The sequence below is a fragment of the Streptomyces sp. NPDC001668 genome, from assembly GCF_042893155.1.
Taxonomy (GTDB): domain Bacteria; phylum Actinomycetota; class Actinomycetes; order Streptomycetales; family Streptomycetaceae; genus Streptomyces.
The window spans coordinates 409,491-435,035 of the sequence record NZ_JBIAUQ010000001.1; the positions used below are offsets into that span (position 1 = coordinate 409,491).

Genomic DNA, 25,545 nt, shown 5'->3' on the forward strand with positions numbered 1-25,545 from the left:
AGGCTTAGGACCTCCCGTGCTCTCAGGACCTCCACCTCCCGTGCTCAGGGTGCAGAGTGGAGACATGGGCGCGCACGCTCTCGACAGGGACCTCGCCGCACTCGCCGCCTCGGCGCGGGCCGCGCTGGTGCGGCGGATCGACGCGAGCGGGGCCTGGACCGCCGACCCGGGGTGGCGGGAGGCCTTCGAGGCGGTGCCCCGGCATCTGTTCGTGCCGTACTACTACGTCGGCGTCGTGGGCGGCTACGAGCGGCGCTGGGGCGAGAGCCCGGACCCGCGCACCCGGGAGAAGTGGATCCGCGGGGCCTACGCCGACGCCCCGCTGGCCACCCGGCTGCGCGACGGCGAACTGCTCTCCTCCAGCAGCCAGCCCTCGCTGATGGCGATGATGCTGGCCGAACTGCGGGTACGGGACGGCGACCGCGTCCTGGAGATCGGCGCCGGCACCGGCTACAACGCGGCCCTGCTCGCGCACCGGCTCGGCGACGACCAGGTCACCACCGTCGACCTGGAGCCGGAGATCACCGAGGCGGCGCGCAGTCATCTGGCCGCCGCCGGGTACCACCCCGTCGTCGTCACCGGAGACGGCGCCCGCGGGGTGCCCGAACGCGCCCCCTTCGACCGGATTATCGCCACCTGCACCCTGGCATCGGTCCCGACCGCCTGGCTCGCCCAGTGCCGCCCCGGCGCGCGCATCCTGAGCCCGCTCGCCACCGGTCTGATCGCCCTGACCGTGCGGGACGCCGGGCACGCCGAGGGGCGCTTCCTGCACACGCCCGCCTACTTCGTGCCGTTGCGCGGTACCGGCCGGCCGGACACGGAGCCCGCGCACCTGGACGGGATCCCGCGCCCCGCCCGCGAGAGCGAACTGTTCCGCTTCCTGCTGGTCCTGAGCCGCGGCAGCCTCGAACCGCGGGAGGCGTACGCGCTGTGGGAGCGCGAGGGGCAGCCGTCTCGCGAGCGGTACGGCATCACGGTCGCGGGAGAGCGGGAGTGGGCGTGGCTGGACTCACCGGAGGGACCGTACACCTGGCCCCTCCGGTGACGTGGCCGTACGTCAGCCGCGGCGGATCGTGATCGTCGTCCAGGCGCCGACGTGCACCCGGTCGCCGTCCTGGAGCGGCACCGGCACGAACGGCGTGATGGGCTCCTCGGCGCCGTTGACCGTGGTGCCGTTCGTCGAGTTCTGGTCGACGACCGCCCAGGAGCCGTCCGGCTGCTGCACCAGCACCGCGTGCTGGTGCGAGACGCCCGGGTCCTCCGGCGGCACCGACAGGTCGACGTCGGGGGTGTCGCCGGTGGAGTGCCGGCGGCGGCCGATGGTGACCTGGTTGCCGGTGAGCGTGCGCTGCTGCTCGGGGGAGTACGCGGGCAGGTTCAGGCCCGCGGCCTCGGGGCCCGAGCGCTGCATCATCGCCATGAAGTAGTCGCGGTCCGGGCCGATGGTCGCGGTCCAGGTCGCCGGCTGCTGCGGGAAGGACGGGCCGGGGGGCGCGGGCGGGGCCTGGGTGGAGCCGGGCTGCGGGTAGCCGTAGCCGCCGGGACCGCCCTGTCCACCGGGACCGCCGGGACCGCCGGGGGCGTTGGACGACGGCGGGGAGATGACCCAGTCGTCGGCACCGCCGCCGCCGAAGGGCGGATTGCCCGGCTGCTGACGGTTGGTCTCCTGAGGGAAGGCGGGCGGGGCCGAAGCGCCCTGCGCCTGGAAGCCCTGCGGGGCGCCGCTGGTGGAACCAGGCCCTGCGGGCGGGGTCGGACCCGGAGGCGGCGGGACCGGGCGGGAGGGGTCCGCACCGAAGTTCGGCGGACCGCCGGGGCCGCCGCCCTGGCCGGGCCGGGACGGGTCGCCGGGGAAGCCCTGCGGGCCACCGGGTCCGCCGGGGCCGGGCTGTGTGGGGCTGCCGCCGAAGCCCTGGGGGCCGGGGCCGCCGCGACCGGAGGAACCGGGCGGACCGGGCGGGGCCTGGGTGGAGCCGGGCTGCGGGTAGCCGTAGCCGCCGGGGCCGGGGTTGCCGGGACCACCGGGGCCGTTGGGACCTCCAGGACCACCGGGGCCGCCGGGACGGGAGGGGTCACCCGGGAAACCGGAGGGGCCGGGGCCACCCTGGCCACCTGGGCCACCGGGGAAACCGGAAGGACCGGGGCCGCCGGGCCGGGACGGGTCGCCGGGGAAGCCCTGCGGGCCACCAGGACCGGAGGGGCCGGGACCGCCCGGCCGCGACGGATCGCCCGGGAATCCGGAGGGGCCGGGCCCGCCCTGACCACCGGGTCCGCCGGGGAAACCGGAGGGACCGGGACCGCCGGGGCCGCCGGGACGTGAGGGATCGCCGGGGAAGCCGGACGGACCCCCGGGACCCCCGGGACCCGCACCAGGACCACCGGGGCCACCAGGACCCGCGCCGGGCCCGCCGGGGCCGCCCGGACCCGAGCGGCTCGACGGCTCCGAGCCGAAGGGGATCGGTTCCGCGGGCCGGTTCACCTGGGACGGGCGGGAGCCCTGGTACTCGTACGAGTCACCGCCGCCACCGAAGGACGGCCCGGGCCCGGGCCCCGTCTGCTGCTGGAAGTGCGAGGGCGGGCCGCCGGAGCCGCCCGGCGGGCGCGGGGCGGCCGGGGTGTACGAGGTCGCCGTGTTCGTCAGGAAGTTCCACCGGCACTCCTCGCAGAAGGGCGCACCGCCCTCACGGGGCGTACGGCACTGCGGGCAGAGCTCCGGCTCGGGCTCCGGTACGGCGGACAGGTGCGGACGTCCACCGGGCTGGCCCCCGGGACCACCGGGCGGCGGGAAGCCGTAGCCGCCTCCACCCGGACCGGGCGGCGGCGGAGGGGGCGGAGGTACGGCACCGGCCATGCGGTGACCGCAGACCTCGCACCAGTCGTCGGAACCCGACTGGTGTCCGTTCGGGCAGGTCGGCATGTCGGCGCTTCCCCCTCTCGGATCAGGGAACTAAGACGTCACTTCTTTACACGAACAGTCTTTGTCGACCGGGTTTCGAGAGTCATCTCGTCGGCCTCCTTGACCTTCGCCTTCAGTCGCACAGTACCTGTCGTGGCGTCGACCACGTCGACCACCTTCGAAAGCAGTTTCGCAGTATCGGCGTTCCCCGAGTCGTTCGCCAGCTGGACGGCCCGGCCCAGTTTGGCCGTTGCTCCATCGATATCGCCCGCTTTGCGAAGATCGAGTCCTTGTTGGATGGCCTGTGCCAGTTCGGCCTGCCCGGTGTAGTGGGCGACTTGGGGGTTGATCGACGTCGAGGCGACCATGTCGTCGGTCCACACGGCCTTCACCAGACCCTGTGCGCCAAGGTTCTGCGGGGTGCCGTCGGGCTGCGGGACGACCAGGGAGATGCGGGCGGCGAGCATCTCCTGGCCGATGTGCGCGGCCGGGACATCGACGCAGACGTGGTAGTCACGGGACTCGTCTCCCCAGGAGCCGGTGGGGTAGTCCCCGGCGCGCGGACCGGCCTCGGTCCGGCGGTCGGTGAGCTCCTCGACGGTGGGCGCGACCTGCTTGACGAACTTGATGGTGGTGCCCACCGGGGTCCACACCCTCAGGGCGACGTCGGCGACCTCCTTGCCCATGGCCGCCTCCATCATCTGCGTGAAGTCGGCGGCGAGACCTGCCGGGTCGGCGACGATGTCGGCGGTGCCGAGCAGGGCGGAGGCGATCCCTGTGACTTCTTTCACTTCCCAGTCGGTGCCCACGCCCCGGGCGTCGCAGGTGAAGCGTCCGGCACAGGCGTCGAGGGAGGCCTTGAGGTCCTCCGGCGCCTCGTGTTCGTTGCGCCCGTCGGTGAGCAGGATGCCGTGGCGTATGGCGACGTCCGCCGAGGACAGCAGGCTGTCGGCGAGGCGCAGCCAGGTGCCGATGGCCGTACCGCCGCCCGGGGTGAGCTTGCGCAGGGCCTGCTTGGCCTGGCCGCGGGTGGTGGCGTCGGCGACCGCGAGACGGCCGCCCCCCGGATACACCTCCTTGGCCACATGGGTGCCGCCGATCACCGCGAAGTGCACGCCGTCGCGCAGGGCTTCGATCGCCGCCGCCGTGGCGTCGCGGGCGTTGCGCATCTTGGTCGGCGGGTAGTCCATGGAGCCCGAGCAGTCGACCATGAGCGCGACCGCCGCCGACGGGCCCTGACTCGCCGACCACAGGTGCGGGGCCGCGACCGCGCTGCCGATCGTGCCGCCGCCGGTCGCGGTCACCGTGACGATCGCGTTGACCTCGCGGCCGCCCTCGGGCAGGTACTCGTTCTGGTAGACGTCCATCGCGAACTGCGGCACGTTCGGCTTCGAGAAATTGGCCATGCCTGCTCACATCCCCCTCACGAACCCCACATCCGTGGGGCGACGACTGATCGCGGACCGGTCCCCTCCGGCCCGCTGAGGCATCCCCGTGCGTACGGCCTCAGGCCGATCCTGCCCCCTGCGGCGGGGTCGGGAACGGCACGACGGCCACTGTTACGTTGTCGTGGCCCCCGCCGTCCAGGGCGTGGCCGACCAGAACCCGGGCGCTGTGCAGGGGACGCGCGGCGGCGTCGGGCGGCACGGCACGAGCCATCTCGTCGGCCCCCTCCGCGTAGTTCCACAGGCCGTCGGTGCACACCACCACGACACCGGGCCGGTCCGGCTTGAAGGAAGCGGTGTGCGGGTCGAGTTCGTAGGCGTCCGCGCCGAGCCAGCCGGTGATCGCGTGGGCGCGCTCGTCGGCGTACGCCTCGGCCTCGTTCATCAGGCCCGCGGCGACCATCTGCGCCGCCCAGGAGTCGTCCTCGGTGAGCCGGGCCGGCGGTGAACTGCGGTCCGTGGGCACCCAGTAGACGCGGCTGTCGCCTACCCAGCCGACGACCAGCAGGCTCTGTGTGACGACCGAGCCGACGATGGTGCACGCGGGGGCGTTCTGGTGCGGCTGGTGCTCGCGGGCCGTGGCGGGTTCCGCGGCGAGCGAGTTGACCGCGCGGGAGGCGGCGACGATCGCCTCGTGCATGGCCTGCTGGGGATGCGTGCCCTGGGGCAGCGCGGCCGCCAGCGCGCCGGCCGCGGCCCGGGACGCGGCCAGGGAGGCGTCGTCGGGACGGGTCGCGGAGGACACGCCGTCGCAGACGACCGCGAAGGTCGCGGGCTGCCCGTCGGGCAGCACGCTGGTGCCGAGGCTGAAGGCGTCCTCGTTGCGGTGGTGGCGCAGGCCGCGGTCGCTGACCGCGGCGATCGGGCCGGCCTCCTGCTCCATGTGGTCGCGCTCGCGCGGCTGGGCGTGCCCGCAGTTCTCGCAGTAGCCGTCGTCGTCGACCCGGCCCGCGCGGCAGGCCACGCAGACCGACGGCGGTGCGGTCCCCTCGGGCGGGGTGGGCGGTCCGGCGGCCACCCGCGGGTCGGGTGCCTGCAGGACGTACTCGTCCGGCTCCGGCGTCCGGTCGAAACGCACCCCGGAGGCGGGGGAGACCGGTGATCCGACGACGGGGCCCGAGGGCGGCAGCGGGTGATCACCGGACTCGGTGGCCTGGAGGTCGGTCGGCAGATGGAGTTCGGCCGGGGGGTGCGGGGCCGGGGGCCACGGGCCGTCCGGGGGCGCGCCGTTCAGGGCGACGGTCGGGCTGTCGTCGGGCCGTGCCGGGACGGCGGACAGGTCGTATCCGCACGCACCGCAGAAACGGTCGCCCGACTCGAGGGGTTCCTCGCAGCTCGGACACCTCGACAGGGCGGTCTGCTGGGGCATCTGCGACATCAACTACACCCACGTCCGGGGGCGGTAACGGTTGGCTCGTTCCACCAGGTCGATCCTCTCCTCGCCGCCCCGCGCGAGCCGGGCCAGCGTGCGGTACGAACGCTCCAGGCCGAAGCGCAGTCCGCGTTCGTCCAGTCCGCTGCCGAGCAGTGCCCGTCCCCCGGTGGCGGGGGCGACGGAGTCCTGGCCTCCGGAGAGTATCCAGTCCAGGGCCGCGCCCAGCACCTCGGCCGACAACTGCTCGCGACGCGCGGGGTCCAGTCCGTACGCGTCCAGCGCCTCGACCTGCCCGGCGGCGGCGGTCAGGTCGTCCAGGAAGGGTACGTCGCCCGCGGTCGCGGTGCGTGCACGCAGCCGCGCGCGGACGGCGGCCACGCGGGCCGCGGTGTAGTGGATCGAGGACTCCGGCACCGACTCCAGCGTCTTCACCGCGCTACGGCGGTCCCCGGTCGCGAGTTGCACGCGCGCGAGGCCGAAGGCGGCGCTCACATAGCTCGGGTCGGTCGACCAGACCAGGCGGTAGTACTCGGCGGCGTTGTCGAGCTGGCCGAGCACCTCCGCGCACAGGCCGAGGGCGAGCTTGGGGGCGGGCTCGCCCGGAAAGGCGTCGTAGATCGCGTCGAAGGCGAGCGCGGCGGCCTCGTGGTCGCCGGTCACCAGGGCGGCCACGCCCCGGTACCAGACCACCCGCCAGTCGTCGGGCCGTTCGTCCTCGAGGCGCCGCAGGGCCTCGTCCGCGGTGTGCGCGTCGCCGTTCTCCAGCCAGGCCCGCACCTGCCGGAGGCGGGTCTCCGCCGACGCGGCCGGCGCGGCCGCGAGGGCGCCGAGCAGCTCGGCGGGCGCGGTGGTCATGAGCCCGGCGAGGAAACCGGCGTTGGGGTCGGCGGGGTCGACGTGGGGGACGGGGAGCGCGAGGGCGGCGACGGGGGCGTTGACGTCCTTGACGATGGCCCGGCCGGCGCCGACCACCGAGGTGCCCGCGGAAGCGGCGGCCGCCTTGCCGCGTACCGGCACCGCCCGGGCCCCGAGCCGCGACACCTCCCCGTCCAGCTTCGGGAACAACTCCGTGTCCGTGACCCGGACTTCGGGTCCGAACAGGGTCGACAGGGAGGGCCTGGCTCGGCCCGTCTGAAGGGAGACGACCTCGCGCAGGACGCCCGTCAGCTGTTCCGACATCTCCTGCGCGGAGGCGAACCGGCGGGCCGGGTCCGGGTCGGTCGCCCGGACCAGCAGCCGGTAGAAGGACTCGTACCGGCGGAAGACCTCGATGTTGTCGGGGTCGGGCAGCGAGTCGACGAAGACGTTGGTGTAGCCCTGGAAGTCGAAGGTCAGCACGGCCAGGGTGCGGCCGACCGTGTACAGGTCGGAGGCGACCGAGGGGCCCACGTCGGCGACCTCGGGGGCCTGGTAGCCCACCGTGCCGTAGATGGCCGACTCCTCGTCGTCCATCCTGCGCACCGCGCCCATGTCGATCAGCTTGAGCTGGTCCTCGGTCTGGATGGCGTTGTCGACCTTGAAGTCGCAGTACAGCAGGTTGCGGCTGTGCAGGTGGCCGAGCGCCTCCAGGGCCTCGATGCCGTAGGCGCAGGCCTGTTCCACCGGCAGCGGGTCCCGCTTGCCGTCGGCCGTACGGCGGCCGTTGGCGATCTCCTTGAGCGACTTGCCGCCGACGTACTCCATGACGATGTAGCCGTCGAGCGAGCCGGTGCGCTGGTCGAGGTGTTCGACGAAGTTGTAGATCCGCACGATGTTGGAGTGCTCGATCTCCGCCAGGAAGCGCCGCTCGGAGATCGCGGCGGCCATCGCGTCCTGGTCGCCGGTGTCCAGCAGGCCCTTGAGGACCACCCAGCGGTCGGACACCGCGCGGTCCACGGCGAGATAGACCCAGCCGAGCCCGCCGTGCGCGAGGCAGCCCGCGACCTCGTACTGGCCGTGCACGATGTCGCCGGACTTCAGCTTCGGCACGAACGAGTACGGGTGGCCGCACTTGGTGCAGAAGCCCTCCGTGCGCCCCTTGTGGTCTCCCCGTGAACGCCCCACCGGCGCCCCGCAGTCGGAGCGCGAGCAGAACCGCTTGCGCTCGGGCACCTCGGGGTTCTCCAGGACCATCTCGCGCGGGTCGGGCCGCGGCACCCCGGGCACCTCGACGAGCCCCGCGCCGAGCCGGCCGCGGCCGGTCGAACCGGCGGAGGAGCCGGAGCTGCGCACCGACACCGAACGGCCCGTGGACCTCCCGGAGACCGACCGCGACAGCCGTCCCGACACCGAGCGGCGTGACTTCGAGGAGTGTGAGGACATACGCGAGGAACCGCGGCCGGTGGGGCGCGAACCGCTGCTGCCCCGCGAGCCCTCGCCGGCGGCCGTGCCGCTGGAGGCCGACCCGGCCCGGCCGGACCCCGCGACGACCGGCGCGAGACCGCAGGTGTCGCAGTACAGCTCCCCGCCGCCCATGTCCTCGTACCTGCCGTCGCAGCCGGGCCGCTGGCAGGGCTGCTGTTCCTGACTCATGACGACGACTCCCCCCTGCGGTCCTCGGGACCGCTCTGCGGCACCCGCGGGGCGCCCAGCAGTTCGGCGGCCGCGTGCTGGTAGCGCAGTACGGCCTGTTCGGCGACCCTGAGGTCGCAGGGCGCGCTCCACAGCATCCGCCGGGCCGCGTCGTACCGCTCGATGAGGAACGGGTCCTCGGCCAGGCCGTGCCGGGCGACCTTCGCCTTGTACGCGTCGAGCCGGCCGCGCAGCTCCGCGCGGACCGCGAGCGGCGCCGTGACCGCCGTCAACGACTCGCGGGCGCGCAGCAGTTCGTCCTCCGCCTTCTGCTCAAGGGACTCCAGGAGCGGGGACAGGCGGTGCCACTGGGCGTGTCTGCGGTACTCGGCGGCCGTCGCCAGCTGCTCCTGGAGCGCGGTCGGCGGTCCGCTGACGACCGGCACCTCCGTGGCCGCGATCTTCGCGAGGACCTCACCGCGCGCGATCCTCGCCTCGGCGAGCGTGCGGTCCGCGCGGGAGAGCACGTCCCGCAGCCTGACCAGCCGTGCCTCCGCGTCCTGCCGGACGGTGAGCACCGCGTCGATCTCCCGGCGCACGTCCTCCAGGGCGCGCGCCTCACGGTCGTACGCCGTGGTGTCCGGCCTTCCGCCGCCGGGCGCCGAACTGCCCTGTGCGCGCTGCCAGAAGGCGAGCGGGTCGGAGATGACCCGCTCGCGCAGCGAGGTGAGGGTGCGGGTGATGCGCTCCAGGTCGTCGCCGGCCGGGTGCTCCCCGGGGCGTACGCCGACGGAGTGCGCGAGCTGCCGGGTGCGCTGGAGTTCGGCGGCCAGCAGGTCTATCCGCGCGGGCAGCGCCGACCACACCGCGTCGGCGGCGACGACCATGTCCAGGCTCGTCGCGTACAGCTCGTTCATCCGCTCCACGAGCGTCACCAGGGAGAACCGTTCGCTGAGCTTGCCCGAATTGCCGTGCAGGGTGGGCGCGTTGGCCGTCACGGTCGCCGAGCCCGCGACCGTGACCGACTCGCCGCGCAGCAGCTCGGTCAGCTCCACCAGGTCCTCGCGGCTGGACCAGCGGCGCCGGGAGCGGATCTCGCGGGCGGAGCGCAGCGCGTCCGAGTACGCGTCGAAGTACGCCCACAGCAGGGTGATCGAGGCGTCGGCGGACTCCCAGCGCTCCTTGGTGATCCCGGTGAGGTCGGCGCCTTCGAGGAGCCTGCGGCCCGCGTGGTCCTGCAGGGCGAGGAGCGAGGTCTCGATCGCCTCGTGCTCCGCGCCGAGCCGCGCCAGCGCACGGTCCACCTCGTCCCGGTCCATCACCGGCCCGGGGGGTCCCGTGACGCCCATCGATCACCTCTCGCTGCTGAAGGGTTGCTGTGGGTTGCTGTGGGTTCTTGGGGGGTTGTTGGGGGCTGTCGGTCTTTGACGGCCCGTCAGCTCTTGCGCAGGTACTTCGGTGGCGGCGGCTCCGACTTCGCCGAGTCCGCGGCCAGTGTGGCCGACAGCCACCTGTCGTACGAGGCCTGCCAGCCGTCGGTGGTGTCCTTGCGGTAGTCCACCAGGATCTGGTTGACCCTGCTCACCAGGTCGTCGGCGTCCTTCTTCATCGCCACGCCGTAGTACTCGGTCGTGAAGGGGGCGGTGCCCTTCAAGGAGACCGTGGGGTCCTGGGCGGCCTGGCTGGCGCCCAGGGCGCCGTCGGTGACCACGGCGTCCACCTCACCGAGCTGGAGCCTGACGAGGCAGTCGAGCTGGTTGGGGACGGTGGGCGTGATGTCCGCGGAGGCGACGAGCTTGCCGGACTCCTTGTCCTCTTCCAGCTGGGAGAGGGCGGTCGAACCCTTCGCGGTGCAGATCCGCTTCTTCGCCAGGGTGCCGTTGTAGCCCGTGATGTCCGAGGACTTGGGGGCGAGGACCTGCTGGCCCGTCTTGAAGTACGGCGCGGAGAACGCCACGTCGTCCAGGCGCTTGCAGGTGATCGTCATGGTACGGACGACCATGTCGACGTAGCCCTTCTGTATCGCCGGGATGCGCTGGTTGGTCGGGATCGCCTTGAACTGCACGGCGTTCGGGTCGCCGAGGATGTCCTGCGCGATCCGGTGCACCAGGTCGATGTCGAAGCCCTTGAGGTCGGCGCCGGGCCCGCCGTTGGGGTTGCGGTAGCCCCAGCGGTAGCTGTTCTGGTCGACGCCGACCCACAGCTTGCGCTTCGCGCCCTTGCGGGCCTTGATCTTCTCTATGGTCGGGCCGTCGTCGCCCGACGGGAGCAGGGTCTGGTATTCGGGGTGCGCTTTCTTCGCGGGGTCGTCGCACGCCTTGGCGGCCGCCGCCTGCTCGGCGCGGGTCACCCCCGGGCCACCGGTGCCGGTGCCCCCGTCGCCGTGCGACCGGGCCGACGGCAGCAGCAGGGCGAAGGCGAGCACCAGGGCGCAGACGGCCGCCATCGCCCCGACACCGCCCCAGCCCTTGAGACCGGTCCGCACCTGTCCACGCGTCCGCATCGTCACGCCCCCTCTCACCGGTACTCCGACAGCCTGCGCCCGATGCCGAGGACCGCGCCGGCGGCGCCCAGCACCGCCAGGACGGCGGCTCCCGCGGACAGGCCGGTCATCGCGTCCAGACCGTCACCGGCCGACCGCGCGAATTCCTTCTCCTCGTGGTCCAGCGCGTGGTCGAGGTTGGCGTCGACGCTGTCGAAGCACTCGCGCGTCGCGTCCTTGTCGCCTATGACCCGGGCCAGCGCCTCTTTGTAGTTGCCGTCGTCGTCCTGCTCGCGGGCCGCCTTGTGGCGTTGCTTCCACACCGTCATGTTGCCCTCGGCCGCGATGACCGGCTTCCTGCCGGTCGTGTCGTCGGCGAGCCTCGACGCCTCGGCGAGGCCCTTGCCCAGGGTGTCCATGTCCCGGTCGAAGGCGTAGTCGTAGGCGTCGTAGGTGACGTCCTCGCCCCGGGCGTCCTTCACGACGACCGTCTCCGCGCCGCGGGCCACCAGCGTGAGGTTCTCGTTGCCGCGCGCCTTCAGGGAGGCGATGCGGGCGTCGTGCAGCACGTTGAGCGAGCGCACCCCGTGGTCGTAGGAGGCGTTCAGGCCCGCGCGCGCGAAGCTGTGCCCGACGACCAGCCACAGCAGCACCACCGTGGCCGTCGCGGTGGCCGCGACCAGGCCGTGGTTGAGGACCCGGTTGGTGCGCCGGTAGGTGCGGTGCTGGGCCCAGGCGAGTCCGGCGAGCGCCAGGACGCCCAGGCCGATCGCGGCCCACGGGTAGGGCGTGGCGTCGGCGTAGTCGGCGCGCAGCCGCTGGTTCTCGCTGGTGTAGAGGTTCTGCGCCTTCGGGAGCATCCGCTCCTGCATCTTCTCGTTGGCGTAGCGCAGATAGGCTCCGCCGACCGGGAAGCCCTGGCGGTTGTAGGTACGGGCCTGCTCCACCAGGCCCTTGTACTCCGGCAGCAGGGTGTTGAGCTCCGCCACGGTCTTCGCGGCCGGGGAGTCGGGGTCGGAGTTCGAGGCGGCCCTGACCAGACCGGCCGCGGCCCGGTCGATGTCGTCCTCGTACCGCTTGCGGGAGCCGGCCGACTCCTGGCCGCCGGCGAGGAAGCTGCTGGAGGCGGTGGTGTTGGCGTCGGCCAGGTACAGGTAGATGTCGGCGGCGGCGCTGCTGAGCGGCTGGCTCTTGTTGAGCACGTCGTCCGCGGCGGCGGCCCGTTCCCCGGTCTGCCAGGCGGTCACCGCGCCGAAGAGGACGACGAGCAGGGCGAGCGCCGCGCCGATGATGCGCAGCCGGCCGGGCTCGGTGGTGGCGGCCGCGCGCAGCTGGTCGAAACCCTCGGCGAAGGCCGTACGACGGGCGGGCGCCGGGCCGGGCACGGAGACAGGCGGCGGAGGGGCCTGCGGGGCCGGGACGGGGGGGCCCGGCTGCGGTGGCACGGCCGGCATCGTGGGCACCCCGGAACCCGGTGGAGCCGCGCTGCTCTTCGGCGGGTGTGTCACTGTTTGACCTCCCCCATGGTCATCCGTCGCCGCAAGTATCGCTGCCGGGACCGACATCCGCACCGGCCTTGGCGGGATCTTGATCGGATCGCGTCGGATCGTCTGCCGACGAGCCGGCCGCGCCCCCCGCACCACCCCTTGCCCATGAATACGCCCCGGGAATCGGTTCGGTTCCCCCCGGGGGGCGCGTAGGGTCGCCGTCGTGCGCGGGGTGCGAGTGGTGATGATCGGCGGAACGTCGAATACCGGGAAGTCCACGGTCGCCGGGGCGGTGGCCGAACGTCTCGGCTTCGAGCACCGGACGACCGACCTGCTGGCGAGACACCCGGGGCGCCCCTGGCGCACGCCGGAGCGGGAGGTGCCGCCGCATGTCGCCGAGCACTACGCGACGCTCACCGTCGACGAGTTGATCGACTCGGTCCTCGCCCACTACGAGCGGCTCTGGCCCCGCATCGCGGAACTGGTCGGCGAGCACGCCACCACCGGGCCGGGCCTGGTCCTGGAGGGCTCCGCGCTCTGGCCGGACCGGGTCGCCACGCTGGACGTCCCGCACACGGCCGCCGTATGGCTCACCGCGGGCGAGGACGTCGTACGCGCCCGGATCCGTGCGGGCGGGCGGTACGACGGGGCGTCGGAGGGGGAGCGGCTGCTGATGGACAAGTTCCTGGCCAGGAGCGTGCGTTACCAGGAACTCATGGTGGAGGCGGTCGACCGGCTGGGACTGCCCCGCGTCGACGTGGGACACGGCGGGTCCGTCTCCGACGTGGCCGACGCGGTGCTCGCTCAGCTCTCGTAGTGCGCCCGCACGCGCGCCTGTACCTCGGGGGAGGCCCCCGCCCGGTCCAGGCCGAGCAGCGCGGCGCCCAGGACCGGGCTCGCCGTCACCACCTGCGGTACGGCCTTCGGGGCGCGGGCCGCGAGGAGTTCCCGTACGCCGTCGTCCAGTTGGGGGTGGCGGGCGGCCAGGACGCTGCCGCCGAGCAGGACCGGGGTCTCCTCGTCGAGCAGGTCGAGACGGGTCAGGGCCACCGTCGCCATGGACACCACCTCGTCGGCCAGGCGGTCGACGAGCGAGCGGGCCACGGGGTCCCCGGCGGCGGCCGTGGCGAAGAGCACCGGGGTCAGCTCGTGGCGGCGGGCGGGGGCGATGGCCTCCAGGTGCAGGGCCTCGATGAGGGCGTACATCGAGGGCAGCCCGAAGTGCCGTGGGAGCACGCGCGCGAGGTCGGTGTCGGCGCCCCGCCCGTCCTCCGCGCGGGCGGCGTGCCACAGTGCCTCCTCCGCGAGTCCCCAGCCGCCGCCCCAGTCGCCGGAGATCCGGCCGAGCGCGGGGAAGCGGGCGGTACGGCCGTCGGGGCGCATGCCGACGCAGTTGATGCCCGCACCGCACACCACGGCCACCCCGCGCGGTTCGGTGACCCCGGCCCGCAGGATGGCGAAGGTGTCGTTGCGGACCTCCACGTCCCGGCCCCACGCGCGCGTGCGCAAGGCCGCCGCCAACTGCTCCTCCTCCACCGGGAAGTCGGCGTTGGCGAGGCAGGCCGAGACGTGCTCCACCGAGCTCACCCCGGCCGCGGCGAAGGCCCGCCCGACCGCCTCGGCGACGGTGTCCACCGCCGCCTCGACGCCGACGACCGGCGGCCGGAACCCGCCGCCGCGGGCCGTGGCGAGGACGTTTCCGTCGGCCGCCACGACCGCGACGTCGGTCTTGCTGTTGCCCGCGTCGACGGCGAGGACGCATGCGGTCAGGCCCACGCGAGATGCTCCCGGTTGTGTGCGATCAGTCGGTCGGTGAGGCCCTCGGCGTACGCGTACTGGCCGACGAGGGGGTGGGCGAGCAGCGCCTTGAAGACCCGGTCCCGGCCGCCGTGCAGGGCGGCCGCCAGCGCCAGGTCCTCGTACGCCGTCACGTGGGCCATCAGGCCCGCGAACAGCGGGTCGACGGCAGGTACCGACAGCGGGGTCGGCCCCTTGGGGCCCACCGCCGCCGGTACCTCGATCACCGCGTCGCCGGGCAGGAAGGGCAGCGTTCCCCGGTTGAGGGTGTTGACCACCTGGTAGGGGCTGCCGCCCCCGCCGAGCAGGCCGGCGGCGAGATCCACCGCGGCCTCCGAGTAGTAGGCGCCGCCGCGCCTGGCGAGCAGCTCCGGCTTCTCGTCCAGGGCCGGATCGCCGTACATCTGGAGCAACTCCCGTTCCATGGCCGCCACTTCGGCGGCCCGGGACGGCTTGGTGCCGAGTTCCCGCACGACCTCGTCGTGCGCGTAGAAGTAGCGCAGGTAGTACGACGGGACCACGCCGAGCCGGTCGAGGAGCGGGCGCGGCAGATGCAGATCGGCGGCGATCGCCTCGCCGTGCCCGGTGAGCAGCTTGGGCAGCACGTCCTCGCCCTCGGGGCCGCCGAGCCGTACCCCGGTCTCCCAGGTGAGGTGGTTCAGGCCCACGTGGTCGAGGTGGAGGTCGGCGGGGGCGACGCCGAGCAGCCCGGCGAACTTCCGCTGGAAGCCGATCGCCACGTTGCACAGCCCGACCGCCTTGTGCCCGGCCTGGAGCAGCGCGCGGGTGACGATCCCGACGGGGTTGGTGAAGTCGATGATCCAGGCGTCCGGGTTGGTCCGGCGGACCCGTTCGGCGATGTCGAGGACCACCGGGACCGTGCGCAGCGCCTTGGCGAGGCCGCCCGCGCCGGTCGTCTCCTGTCCGACGCAGCCGCACTCCAGCGGCCAGGTCTCGTCCTGCTGACGGGCCGCCTGGCCGCCGACGCGCAGTTGCAGCAGCACGGCGTCGGCGCCGTCCACGCCCGCGTCCAGATCGGACGTGGTGACGATACGGCCGTCATGGCCCTGCTTGGCGAAGATGCGCCGGGCGAGCCCGCCGACCAGCTCCAGGCGGTCCGCGGCCGGGTCGACGAGGACGAGCTCCTCGACAGGCAGGGTGTCGCGCAGGCGGGCGAAGCCGTCGATGAGTTCGGGGGTGTAGGTCGAGCCTCCGCCGACCACGGTGAGTTTCATACGTGGTTAACCCTTCACTCCGGTCAGCGTGACGCCCTCGACGAACGCCTTCTGCGCGAAGAAGAACACGAGGATCACGGGGGCCATGACCAGCACGGTCGCGGCCATGGTGAGGTTCCAGTCGGTGTGGTGCATGCCCTTGAAGGACTCCAGGCCGTAACTGAGCGTCCAGGCGTTCTGGTTCTCCGAGGCGTAGATCTGCGGGCCGAAGTAGTCGTTCCAGGCGTAGAAGAACTGGAAGAGGGCCACCGCGGCGATCCCGGGCCTGGCCATGGGGATGACGACCTTCAGCAGGGTGCGGAAGTCGCCGCAGCCGTCGACCTTCGCCGCGTCCACGTACTCGTTCGGGATCGTCATCAGGAACTGCCTGAGCAGGAAGATCGAGAACGCGTCCCCGAACGCCATCGGGATGATCAGCGGCCACAGCGTGCCCGACAGGCCGAGCTGCTTCGCCCAGAACAGGTACATCGGGATGATGACCACCTGGGGCGGCAGCATCATCATCGAGATCACCAGCATCAGGGAGAGATTGCGGCCCCGGAAGCGGAACTTGGCGAGCGCGTACGCCACCGGGATCGACGAGACGACCGTAAGGACTGTTCCCAGTCCCGCGTAGACCAGCGTGTTGCGCCACCAGGTCAGAAAGCCCGGGGTGTCGAAGACCCGCCCGTAGTTGCCCCACTCCCAGGTGTGCGGGATCAGATCGCGGCTGAGGGCCTGGGTGTCGCTCATCAGCGAGGTCAGGAAGACGAACACGAAGGGCAGCGTGAAGAAGAGCGCGGCGGCGATGCCGAGGGAGTGGATCGCCACCCACTCCAGCAGGGCCCTGCGCCGGGCGGTGCGTTCGGCGGGCGAGGCCGGGGTCTTCAACTCCACCGGCCGTTCCAGTACTTGGGTCATGGTCAGTCACCTGCCTGGATGAGACCGCCCCGGCGCCGCATCAGGAACGCGGTGAACACCATCGAAAGGGCGAAGAGGACGAGGGCGACGACACACGCGGAGCCGTAGTCGAAGCGCTGGAAGCCGAGGTTGTAGACGAGCTGGGGGAGGGTCAGCGTGGACTTGTCCGGGTAGCCGGGCTCGAACTGCGTGCCCGCGCCCTGGATCACTCCCGAGGCGACCTTCCCGGCGATCAGCGGCTGTGTGTAGTACTGCATGGTCTGGATCACGCCGGTGACGACCGCGAACATCACGATCGGCGAGATGTTGGGAAGGGTGACATACCGGAACCGCTGCCACGCCGACGCCCCGTCCAGCTCCGCCGCCTCGTACTGCTCCGTCGGCACGTCGAGCAGCGCGGCCATGAAGATGACCATCAGGTCGCCGATGCCCCACAGGGCGAGCAGGGTGAGCGCCGGCTTCGACCAGGTGGGGTCGTTGAACCAGCCGGGGGCCGGGATGCCGACCTTCTCCAGGATCGAGTTGACCGGTCCGGTACCGGGGTTGAGCAGGAAGGCGAAGGCCATCGTGGCGGCCACCGGCGGGGCCAGGTACGGCAGGTAGAAGAGCGTCCGGAAGACACCCGTACCTGTCTTGATCTTCGTGATGAGCAGGCCGATCCCGAGACCGAAGACGACCCGGAGGGAGACCATCACCACGACCAGCCACAGGGTGTTGCGCAGGGCGGGCCAGAAGAAGGGGTAGTCCTTGAAGACGTAGGTCCAGTTCTTCGTCCCGCTCCAGGTCGGCGGCTTGAAGCCGTCGTAGTGCATGAACGAGAAGTAGACCGTCGAGAGCAGCGGGTAGGCGAAGAAGACCGTGAAGCCGATCAACCAGGGCGACATGAAGGCGAGGGTCCGAAGCGCCGACCGGCGGCGCTTCGACGCCAGAGTGATCGTGGCCATTACTTCGCCTGCGCGATGTCCGTGTCGATCTGCTTGGCCGCGTCGGCGAGGCCCTTCTTCAGGTCGGTGACCTTGCCGCTCTCGTAGGCGTAGCCGAGGTCCTGGATGGTGGTGAGGTAGACACCGCCGTTGATCGAGGACGGTGCGGTCGTCGAGTTCGGGTTCGCGGCGATGTCGAGGAAGGTCTTGAAGCGCGGGTCGTACTTCAGCTTCGGGGACTTCAGGGCCGCGAGCGTCGAGGGCACGTTGTGGATGGCGTTGGAGAAGCCGACCACCGCGTCCGTGTCCGTGGTGATGTACTTCAGGAACTCCCAGGCCGCGTTCTGCTTGGTGCTGTTGGCCGCGATGCCGGCGATGGTGCCGGTGATGTAGCCCTTGCCGTACTGGTCCGCCTGGTCGTCGGGGACGGGCAGCGGGGCGACGCCGATGTCGAAGGCGGGCTTGGCGTCCACGGCCATGCCGAGCCGCCACTCACCGTCGAGCTGCATGGCGACCTGGCCGGTCTGGAAGGGGTGCTTGGGACCCCACTCGTCGCCGAGGCCCGCACGGTACTTCTCCAGCTTCTGGTAGCCGCCGAGTTCGTCGACGAGCTTCTTCTGGAGGGTGAAGGCGGAGGAGACGGCCGGGTCGGTGGCGACCGTGGACTTGCCCGCCTTGTCGAAGTAGGTGGGCGAGAACTGGCCCATGTAGTGCTCGGTCGTGGTCTCCCAGCCGTGGTAGTTCGGCATGAAGCCGAGCTGCTTGTACGAGTCGCCCTGGGCGATCGTCAGCTTCTTGGCGTCCGCCTCGAACTCGGACCACGTCTTGGGCGGGGCGCTGATACCGGCCTTCTCGAACGCCGTCTTGTTGTAGTAGAGCCCGTACGCGTCACCCAGCAGCGGCGCGGCACAGCGGTCGCCGTCGAACTGCGTGTACTGGTTCATCGCGGCCGGGAACGTCTTGTCCGGGTCGACGCCCGCCTTCTTGAAGAAGGGGTTCAGATCGACCAGCGCGCCCGAGGAGCAGAACTTGCCCACGTTGTTCGTGGTGAACGACGAGATCACGTCCGGAGCCTTGTCGCCGCCCGTGCGCAGCGCCTGGTTGATCTTGTCGTCGGTCATGTTGCCGACGACGTTGACGTGGATGTTGGGATGCGCCTTCTCGAAGCCGGCGACCAGCGCCTTGACTCCGGCCACCTCGGAGTCCGCGCTCCAGGCGTGCCAGAAGTTGATGGTCGTCTCCTTGGAGGCGTCGTCGTCGGCGCCGGAGGGGGACTGGCCGGTACAGGCCGTGGTGACGAGCACCGCGGACACGGTCAGGGCAAAAGCCGCTTTTCGGGCGACTGAGGGTATGGCGGAGGAGGTGACTGTGCGCATGACGGGGTCTCCCAGGGACGGGCGGTGAGATGAGGGTGTGGGGGAGTACGGGGGTCAGCGCGAGGTGTCGAAGACCTCGTCGCGGGTGGCCGCGAGCGCGCTCTCCAGGGCGCCGCGCAGCACGGGGTGTTCACGGACGTCGCCGACGACCAGCCGGGGCCGGGAGGCTGCCAGTTCCTCCAGCTCGGCCTGGACGAGGGCGCGCAGGGTGTCGCCGCCGGCGGTGAGCGAGGCGCCGCTGAGGACGACGAGTTCGGGGTCGAGGACGGAGACGAGGGAGGCGAGACCGGTGGCCAGACGGGTGGCGTAGGTCTCCAGGAGCAGTCGGCCGAGGACGGTGTCCTCGGTGGCGGCCCGTTCGACGAGGGCGGCGGCGACCTCGGCGTACGGTCCCGAGGGGATGTCCGTCATACCGAGCTCACGGGCGAGGTCCGGGATGGCCTGGGAGCCTGCGAGCTCCTGATAGCCGCCACTGTTGGCTTTGGTCACCTGCCGTACCAGAGGCGCTCCGGGAACCGGCAGGAAACCCACCTCTCCCGCGCCCCCGGTCCAGCCGCGGTGCAGCCGTCCGCCGAGGACCAGGGCGGCACCGAGGCCGCCCTCGTTCCACAGCAGCACGAAGTCCTCGTGGCCGCGGGCCGCCCCGAGCCGTTGTTCGGCGACGGCGACGAGGTTGACGTCGTTCTCGTACTCGACCGGCATCGGCAGCGCGGCGGCGAGTTCGTCGAGGAGGGTCGGGCTGTGCCAGCCGGGGAGGTGGGAGGCGTAGCGCAGGCGGCCCGTGCCCGGGTCGAAGGCGCCCGGGGTGCCGATGACGAGCCGGTGGACGTCGCCACGGGCGAGTCCCGCCGCCTTGACCGCACCGTCGAGGGCGTCGGTGACCTGCCGTACGACGGGCTGGGCGGGCCTGCGTCCCGGGGTGGGCAGTTCGTAGGAGCCCACCGTGCGGCCGGTGATGTCGGCTACGGCGGCGAGGACGCGCTCGGGGGTGACGTCGAGCCCGGCGGCGTACGCGGCGCTCGGGTCGACCTCGTAGAGCTGGGCGTTGGGGCCCGGCCTGCCCTCGGTGGTACCGGTGGCGAGGACGAGCCCGGAGGCCTCCAGGCGGGCGAGGAGCTGGGACGCGGTCGGCTTGGAGAGGCCGGTGAGCTTGCCGATCCGCGTCCGGGAGAGGGGTCCGTGCTCCAGCAGGAGGTCGAGCGCGGCACGGTCGTTCATGGCGCGGAGTGTGCGTGGTGTGCCTGCCATGGGTGCCCCTCTCCGTGACTGCCGGACGACTTTACTGTCCGGCGACTGTTAGGAAAGTTTCCTATCGGATGCACGGAACTTAGGTCTGGACCACCTGTCCGTCAAGAGGGGAACGGCAAACCGCCCCCGCAGGAAACGGAGTCGTTACCTGCGGGGGCGGTTCGAGAAGGGAAAGGGGGTGGTTACCGGACGTCGACGTAGTCGCCGCCGGCCGTCGCCGCGCCGGTGGTCGCCGTGCCCGCGAAGACGTAGCGGTAGTAGCCGTCCTTGGTGGCCGTCGTCGTTGTCCTCAGCGCACCGCCGGTCCCGGAGGTCACCGTCTTGACGGTGGTGTAGCCGGTGGAGTTCTTGGCCCGGAACTGGAGGGTGGCCTTCTGGGAGGCGTAACCCGAGTACGTCCCGGTCGCCCAGTCGGCGCGCGTCAGCTTCCCGGTGACCGTGATGGTCCGGCCCTTGCGTACCGGCTCGGGTGACGCGTCGGCGGTCAGCTTCGCCGCGCGCTTGATCTGGACGCCGCTGCCGAACGGGCCCCACTGGTCGGAGTGGTAGTCGAGGCTGACGTGACCGTCGGAGTCGTCGAGGTCCGTGTCGATCTCGCTGTAGGAGCCGGCCGCCTTCCAGGTCGTGGCGTCCGCGGCCTCGAACAGGGAGTCCGAGGGGTCGGCGAAGAGCGTCTCCGTGCAGGACTGGGTCACGGTGGTGTCCGTGGTCGTGGTGGTGACGCACTTGGGTGCGGTGGGGTCCGGCTCGATCGTGTTCTGGACCGACTTGAGTGTGCCGCGGTAGAGGATGACGCCCGCGAACGTCTTCTTGTAGTCGATCGTCAGGCCGGACGGCCGGGTCGGTGTGTACGTGACCGGCACCCTCAGGGTGCCGGTGGTCCCGGCGACGATCGCCTTCCCGTTGTCCACGGTGACGTTGGAGAAGACCAGGTCGGGGGTGGTGGCCGCCGAGGCGGCGGGCGCCACCGCGGCGGACAGGGCCAGGACACCGGACGCGGCGATGCCGAAAGACGGTGAGAGTCCGGGCTACTTCGGCGCCGGACGCTGAACCGGTGCCGACACCAGCGGGGAGGCCGCCGCCGACTGGGGGGACTCCGAGTTGGAATAGACCGACGGGGCCGCGACCGCCGCGGTCGGGTCGGCGGCCTCCTCCTCGGGGGCGACCGTCGCGCCGCCCACGATGCGGATGTCCGCCGCGTCGAAGGCGCGCTTGATGCGCCAGCGCAGCTCACGCTCGACCGTGAGGGACTTGCCGGGCATCGTCTTGGCGGAGACCCGCACCACCATGGAGTCCAGCAGGACGCTGTCCAGACCGAGGACCTCGATCGGGCTCCACAGGAGCTCGTTCCAGGGCTCCTCCTTGCTCATCTTCTCGGCGACCTCGGCCAGCACCCGCTTGACCTTGTCGAGGTCCTCAGAGGCCCGCACGGTCACGTCCACGCCGGCCGTCGCCCAGCCCTGGGAGAGGTTGCCGATGCGCTTGACCTCGCCGTTGCGGACGTACCAGATCTCGCCGTTGTCGCCGCGCAGCTTGGTCACCCGCAGGCCGACCTCGATGACCTCGCCGGAGGCCACGCCCGCGTCGATGGTGTCGCCGACGCCGTACTGGTCCTCCAGGATCATGAAGACACCGGAGAGGAAGTCCGTGACCAGGTTGCGGGCGCCGAAGCCGATCGCCACACCCGCGACACCGGCCGACGCCAGCAGCGGGGCCAGGTTGATCTCGAAGGCGCCGAGGATCATCAGGGCCGCGGTGCCCAGGATGGCGAAGCTGGCCACCGAGCGCAGCACCGAGCCGATCGCCTGGGAGCGCTGGTGCCGGCGCTCGTTGTTGACGAGCAGGCCGCCGATCGAGGTGCCGTCCACCGCCTGCGCGGTGCGGTTCATCCGGTCGATCAGCTTGGTGATGGCCCGCCGCACCACCATTCTCAGCACGCCGGCGACCACCAGGATCAGCAGGACCCGCAGGCCGATCGCCAGCCATGTCGACCAGTTCTGCTCGACCCAGCTCGCGGCGTTGGTCGCGCTCTCCTGGGCGTCCTGGAGACTCGGCACGGTCGGCGTCAAGGTGTCCGAGGGGGACGGCGACGGCGACGGACTCGCGGCCAGTAGGACGGCGGACAAGGACACGGCAGGTACCTCCAGGTGCTGCGTCTGCCTCCGGCATGGCGGTCAAGGTCACGAAAAGGTCACCGGTAAAGCAGGCTCACCACACTAACGGTGCATCGTGTGTGGATCGTTGCAATGTTCGGGGGAGAGACGGCTCTCACCTGGGGATGAAGAAAGGTGTGGTCGAAAACACTCCCAGCCCGTTACCGGGACATGGTGGCGTTCCTCCCGGGCGAGAGGGGAGACTGACTGCAGATCGTCCCGGCGCGAGCCACGCGCCGCCGACGCCCAAGGAGGCATCCGTGCCGCATGTCCTGGTACTCAACGCGTCGTACGAGCCCCTCGGCGTCGTACCGCTCCGCCGCGCGCTCGTCCTCGTCCTGGAGAACAAGGCGGTCTCCCTCGAGGAATCCGGCGCCTACCTGCACAGCGCGACCGTCACAGTCCCCGCACCCAGCGTGGTCCGGCTCAAGCGATTCGTCCGGGTTCCCTACCGTGGGCCCGTGCCTCTCACCCGCAGGGCGCTCTTCGCCCGCGACGGGGGCCGGTGCATGTACTGCGGTGGCGTCGCAACCAGCGTCGACCACGTCATCCCGCGCAGCCGCGGGGGCAAGCACGCCTGGGACAACGTGGTGGCGTCCTGCCGCCGCTGCAACCACGTGAAGGCCGACCGGCACCTGTTCGAGATCGGCTGGCGGCTGCGCCACAAACCCGCCCCACCCACCGGCCTGGCCTGGCGCATCATCGGCACCGGGCACAGGGACCCGCGCTGGCTGCCGTACTTGCAGCCGTTCGGTGCGGACGACGCCATGGCCCGGATCGACGGCATCTCAGCCTGACGACGATCCGGGCCTTTGTGTTGCCGCACGCGGCGGCCCGGATCCGGCTCCGGAGGTCCCCTGTGCCTCCGGGGCCGGACGGTCAAGGGGTCAGGTGTACCTGAGTTCGGCCGGGCGCAGCGAGCGGCGCGTCATCGGCACCGGGCACAGGGACCCGCGCTGGCTGCCGTATTTGCAGCCGTTCGGTGCGGAGGACGCCATGGCCCGGATCGACGGCATCTCAGCCTGACGATGATCCGGGCCTTTGTGTTGCCGCACGCGGCGGCCCGGATCCGGCCTCGGGGGTCCCCTGTGCCTCCGGGGCCGGACGGTCAGGGCGTCAGGTGTACCTGAGTTCGGCCGGGCGCAGCGAGCGGCGCAGCAGGGGCAGCGAGGTGGCGGCGGACAGGAGGCAGGCCGCGTACACCGCGACGGGGACCAGGAGGGCGGCGTACGGCAGTGTCACCGCCGTGTCCTGTGAGGCCAGTGAGGTGTACCAGGCGCTGATCGCCATGCCGCCGGCGCCGGCGACCACCACCGCGGGGGCCAGCGGCAGCGCGGTCTCCAGGATCAGCGCCCTCGCCAGGACCCGGTACGGCACCCCGGCGGCGACCTGCGCGGCCAGCCCCCGGCGCCGGGTGGCCAGGGACTCCACGGTGCCGACGGCCAGCCCCGTCAGGACCAGCGCGAGGGCGACGAGGATGGCGGCGCCCGTCAGGTCGATGCCGGTCGTGTAGTAGTCCATGTCCGTCGCGAGCGTGCCCTCGCGGCGCATGGACCGCAGGGTCGCGAGCAGCACCTGCCGTACGCCCACGAAGCCGGCCCCCACGACCGTCACCAGCAGCACCGAGGCGTGGGTGCGGGCCGCCGCCCAGGGGTCGTCCCGCAGCCGTTCCGCCGCGATCAGCAGCGCCGGGCTCTGGGCGCGGGCGGCCAGGGTCCCGCCCAGCCGCCGGGCCGTCGTACCGGCCAGCGACACCGTCGCGAACCCCACGACCAGCACGACGGCGAACAGCGCCGGCGGGCCGAGGGCCACCTCGACGGGGCCGCCGAGGAACGACGACACACCGACGAACAGCGCCGTGACCCCGAGCAGCCCGATCACCACCCGCAGGGCCCGCCCCGGACCCCACATCGGCCGCACCCGCCGTACCCAGCCCAGCGGCGAGGCCACCACCCGCCGCAGCGACAGCATGCTCACCGCCGCGCCCAGCAGCGGTACGGCCACGGGGACCAGGACGGCACCGGCCCAGGCGAGGGCGCCCGGCCGCTCCCACAGGTGCAGCAGCAGCGGTACGCACACGGCCGTGGCCGCCGCCGAGCCCGCCAGACAGGCCGGCCCCGACTCCAGTGCCGCGATCCGCCGCACCTGCCACGCGTCCGCCCCCGCGAGCCGCAGCGCGGCCAGCCGCCGGTCCCGGTGCACCGCGCCGATCCGCGCGCACTGCCCGAGGAAGCCGAGCACCGGGATCAGCAGCAGCACGGCCACGGCACTCACGTTGCGCCGGTCGCTGTCGGAGTCGAGCAGGCCGGCCCCGACGGACACGGAGTACTGGCCGTCCAGCGAGTTCAGCGCGAAGACCGCCAGCCCGATCCCGGTCGCGAGCGCCGCCCCGACCGCCGTGAGTCCGACCCGCCACCACTCGCGCCGGTCGGAACCGCGGGTGAGCAGCCAGGCCATGCGGAGGTCTCGCGGCAGCGTCCTCACGCCGTCACCCCCACCGGGACGACGGCCCCGTCGGCCATCCGCACCTCGCGGTCCGCGTACGCCGCCACCTGGGCGTCGTGGGTGATCAGCAGGACCGCCGTGCCCGACTCGCGGGCCGTGCGGACCAGGGCCGTCATGACCTGCTCGCTCGCCAGGGAGTCCAGCGCGCCGGTCGGCTCGTCCGCGAAGACCGCCTTCGGTCCGGTGATCAGGGCGCGGGCCAGCGCGGTCCGCTGGGCCTGTCCGCCGCTCATCTCGCCGGGCCGCAGTCCGGCCTGGCCGCGCACTCCGAACCGCTCCAGCCACTCACCGGCCCGCGTGTGGGCATCCGCGCGGGAGACGCCGGCGAGCAGCAGCGGCAGCGCCACGTTGTCGAGCGCCGTCAGCTCGGGGATGAGCTGCCCGAACTGGAAGACCACCCCGAACTCCGTACGGCGCAGCTCGCTCAGCCGCTTCTCGGGCAGCTCATCGAGGCGGTCGCCGCCGTAGGACACCGAACCGGTGTCCGGCCGGACGATCCCGGCCAGGCAGTGCAGCAGCGTCGACTTCCCGCTGCCGCTGGTGCCGGTGACGGCGAGGATCTCGCCGGCGTCCAGCGCGACCGAGGCGCCGCGCAGGGCCTCGGACCTGCCGTACCTCTTCACGAGGTCATGGGCCGCGAGCAGCGGCTCCGGGTTGCTCATGCCGAGTCGACCTCCGCGGTCAAAGTGGTGAGCCGGGCCGCCGTGGTGGTCATCCAGCGGAGGTCGGCGTCGAGGTGGTTGAGGGCGTAGTCCGCCGAGAGCACGGTCGCGAGGTCGGCACCCTGGGCGGTCTTGACCGCCGTGAGCTCCCGCATCCGCGCCATGTGGGCGGCGCGCTGGGCCCGCAGGTAGGCGTCCGGGTCGCCGCCGGACAGGATCGAGACGACGACCTTGGCGAAGATCTCGTTGGTCACGAAGGGCGCGGGCGGGGCGATCTGCCCGGCCCACTCGGCCAGTTCACGCGCCCCCGCCTCGGTCGAGCGGTACCTGGTGCGCTCCGGGCCGCCGTCGGAGTCGGTGCCGTCGACCTCGGCGAGACCGTCCCTGACCAGGCGCTGGAGGGTCGTGTAGACCTGCCCGTAGGCCAGTGGCCGGGCCTCGGGGAAACGGTCGTCGTGGCGTCGCTTGAGGTCGTAGCCATGGCTCGGCCCTCCGGCGAGCAGCCCCAGCAGGATGTGGCGGATGCTCATGGCGATGAGTATGCACCATGTACATGTACTGAGTGAATAGT

General features: G+C 72.1%; 21 protein-coding genes and 1 pseudogene. 4 read left to right on the forward strand and 18 right to left on the reverse strand.

All coding sequences use genetic code 11. From position 1 onward, the window contains the following. The first annotated feature begins 64 nt into the window (after nucleotides 1-64). Entirely contained in the window at nucleotides 65-1,045 is a 981-nt protein-coding gene (locus ACFYZ8_RS01895; RefSeq protein WP_388536597.1) for a methyltransferase domain-containing protein, read from the forward strand. A 12-nt stretch (nucleotides 1,046-1,057) separates the two neighbouring features. Here the strand turns inward: ACFYZ8_RS01895 and ACFYZ8_RS01900 are convergent, their stop codons facing one another. The 7 genes from ACFYZ8_RS01900 to ACFYZ8_RS01930 all read right to left on the reverse strand — a co-directional run bounded on the left by ACFYZ8_RS01900 (nucleotide 1,058) and on the right by ACFYZ8_RS01930 (nucleotide 12,142). Then, a complete protein-coding gene (locus ACFYZ8_RS01900) occupies nucleotides 1,058-2,917 on the reverse strand; it encodes an FHA domain-containing protein (protein ID WP_388536599.1) in 1,860 nt (619 codons plus the stop codon). 38 nt (nucleotides 2,918-2,955) lie between these two features. Further along, nucleotides 2,956-4,302 carry a VWA domain-containing protein gene (locus ACFYZ8_RS01905; RefSeq protein WP_388536600.1) on the reverse strand — a complete coding sequence of 449 codons (1,347 nt, stop codon included), beginning with the start codon at nucleotides 4,300-4,302 and terminating at the stop codon, nucleotides 2,956-2,958. A 100-nt stretch (nucleotides 4,303-4,402) separates the two neighbouring features. Beyond that, entirely contained in the window at nucleotides 4,403-5,722 is a 1,320-nt protein-coding gene (locus ACFYZ8_RS01910; protein WP_388536602.1) for a PP2C family serine/threonine-protein phosphatase, read from the reverse strand. After that, on the reverse strand, nucleotides 5,723-8,227 hold the full coding sequence (locus ACFYZ8_RS01915; RefSeq protein WP_388536603.1) for a tetratricopeptide repeat protein: 2,505 nt from the start codon (nucleotides 8,225-8,227) through the stop codon (nucleotides 5,723-5,725). It abuts the gene before it with no gap. Next, nucleotides 8,224-9,555, reverse strand: coding sequence for a hypothetical protein (locus ACFYZ8_RS01920; RefSeq protein WP_388536605.1), 1,332 nt, complete (start codon nucleotides 9,553-9,555; stop codon nucleotides 8,224-8,226). Before ACFYZ8_RS01920 ends, ACFYZ8_RS01915 begins: the two co-directional genes overlap by 4 nt. A gap of 86 nt (nucleotides 9,556-9,641) precedes the next feature. Further along, the gene (locus ACFYZ8_RS01925; protein ID WP_388536606.1) at nucleotides 9,642-10,709 is read right to left on the reverse strand and encodes a glutamate ABC transporter substrate-binding protein; all 1,068 of its coding nucleotides are present in this window, start codon (nucleotides 10,707-10,709) and stop codon (nucleotides 9,642-9,644) included. Between the two features lie 14 nt (nucleotides 10,710-10,723). Further along, entirely contained in the window at nucleotides 10,724-12,142 is a 1,419-nt protein-coding gene (locus ACFYZ8_RS01930; RefSeq protein ID WP_359031808.1) for a hypothetical protein, read from the reverse strand. A 277-nt stretch (nucleotides 12,143-12,419) separates the two neighbouring features. On the opposite strand from ACFYZ8_RS01930, the gene ACFYZ8_RS01935 reads away from it, so the two are divergent. Next, the gene (locus ACFYZ8_RS01935) at nucleotides 12,420-12,992 is read left to right on the forward strand and encodes a hypothetical protein (protein ID WP_388536854.1); all 573 of its coding nucleotides are present in this window, start codon (nucleotides 12,420-12,422) and stop codon (nucleotides 12,990-12,992) included. Here the strand turns inward: ACFYZ8_RS01935 and ACFYZ8_RS01940 are convergent. From ACFYZ8_RS01940 to ACFYZ8_RS01975, 8 genes are all read right to left on the reverse strand, one after another. Next, nucleotides 12,980-13,951: an N-acetylglucosamine kinase gene (locus ACFYZ8_RS01940; RefSeq protein WP_388536608.1), complete on the reverse strand. Its 972-nt coding sequence runs from the start codon at nucleotides 13,949-13,951 to the stop codon at nucleotides 12,980-12,982. The two genes, ACFYZ8_RS01935 and ACFYZ8_RS01940, sit on opposite strands and share 13 nt — an antisense overlap. Further along, nucleotides 13,942-15,207 (reverse strand): 6-phospho-beta-glucosidase, encoded by a 1,266-nt coding sequence (locus ACFYZ8_RS01945; protein ID WP_388536610.1) that lies wholly within the window; start codon nucleotides 15,205-15,207, stop codon nucleotides 13,942-13,944. Before ACFYZ8_RS01945 ends, ACFYZ8_RS01940 begins: the two co-directional genes overlap by 10 nt. A 6-nt stretch (nucleotides 15,208-15,213) precedes the next feature. Further along, a complete protein-coding gene (locus ACFYZ8_RS01950) occupies nucleotides 15,214-16,107 on the reverse strand; it encodes a carbohydrate ABC transporter permease (protein WP_388536612.1) in 894 nt (297 codons plus the stop codon). A gap of 2 nt (nucleotides 16,108-16,109) precedes the next feature. Then, entirely contained in the window at nucleotides 16,110-17,051 is a 942-nt protein-coding gene (locus ACFYZ8_RS01955; RefSeq protein ID WP_388536614.1) for a carbohydrate ABC transporter permease, read from the reverse strand. Next, entirely contained in the window at nucleotides 17,051-18,406 is a 1,356-nt protein-coding gene (locus ACFYZ8_RS01960; protein ID WP_388536616.1) for an ABC transporter substrate-binding protein, read from the reverse strand. The genes ACFYZ8_RS01955 and ACFYZ8_RS01960 overlap by 1 nt, the downstream gene beginning before the upstream one ends. Nucleotides 18,407-18,460: 54 nt before the next feature. Then, the gene (locus ACFYZ8_RS01965; RefSeq protein WP_359031802.1) at nucleotides 18,461-19,654 is read right to left on the reverse strand and encodes an ROK family transcriptional regulator; all 1,194 of its coding nucleotides are present in this window, start codon (nucleotides 19,652-19,654) and stop codon (nucleotides 18,461-18,463) included. A 182-nt stretch (nucleotides 19,655-19,836) separates the two neighbouring features. After that, on the reverse strand, nucleotides 19,837-20,622 hold the full coding sequence (locus ACFYZ8_RS01970; RefSeq protein ID WP_388536618.1) for a hypothetical protein: 786 nt from the start codon (nucleotides 20,620-20,622) through the stop codon (nucleotides 19,837-19,839). A 60-nt stretch (nucleotides 20,623-20,682) separates the two neighbouring features. Then, entirely contained in the window at nucleotides 20,683-21,786 is a 1,104-nt protein-coding gene (locus ACFYZ8_RS01975) for a mechanosensitive ion channel family protein (protein WP_359031800.1), read from the reverse strand. A 281-nt stretch (nucleotides 21,787-22,067) separates the two neighbouring features. On the opposite strand from ACFYZ8_RS01975, the gene ACFYZ8_RS01980 reads away from it, so the two are divergent. Then, nucleotides 22,068-22,604, forward strand: coding sequence for an HNH endonuclease (locus ACFYZ8_RS01980; protein ID WP_388536620.1), 537 nt, complete (start codon nucleotides 22,068-22,070; stop codon nucleotides 22,602-22,604). A gap of 133 nt (nucleotides 22,605-22,737) precedes the next feature. After that, a pseudogene (locus ACFYZ8_RS01985) lies at nucleotides 22,738-22,833 on the forward strand (HNH endonuclease); the annotation flags it as partial. A 90-nt stretch (nucleotides 22,834-22,923) separates the two neighbouring features. Here the strand turns inward: ACFYZ8_RS01985 and ACFYZ8_RS01990 are convergent. Genes ACFYZ8_RS01990 through ACFYZ8_RS02000 form a run of 3 tightly spaced genes read right to left on the reverse strand, consistent with a single transcriptional unit; the run spans nucleotide 22,924 to nucleotide 25,504 of the window. Then, a complete protein-coding gene (locus tag ACFYZ8_RS01990; RefSeq protein WP_388536621.1) occupies nucleotides 22,924-24,291 on the reverse strand; it encodes an FtsX-like permease family protein in 1,368 nt (455 codons plus the stop codon). Then, on the reverse strand, nucleotides 24,288-24,974 hold the full coding sequence (locus ACFYZ8_RS01995; RefSeq protein ID WP_359031798.1) for an ABC transporter ATP-binding protein: 687 nt from the start codon (nucleotides 24,972-24,974) through the stop codon (nucleotides 24,288-24,290). The genes ACFYZ8_RS01990 and ACFYZ8_RS01995 overlap by 4 nt, the downstream gene beginning before the upstream one ends. Then, nucleotides 24,971-25,504, reverse strand: a complete 534-nt coding sequence (locus tag ACFYZ8_RS02000; protein ID WP_388536623.1) for a PadR family transcriptional regulator — start codon at nucleotides 25,502-25,504, stop codon at nucleotides 24,971-24,973. Before ACFYZ8_RS02000 ends, ACFYZ8_RS01995 begins: the two co-directional genes overlap by 4 nt. Nucleotides 25,505-25,545: the final 41 nt, after the last annotated feature.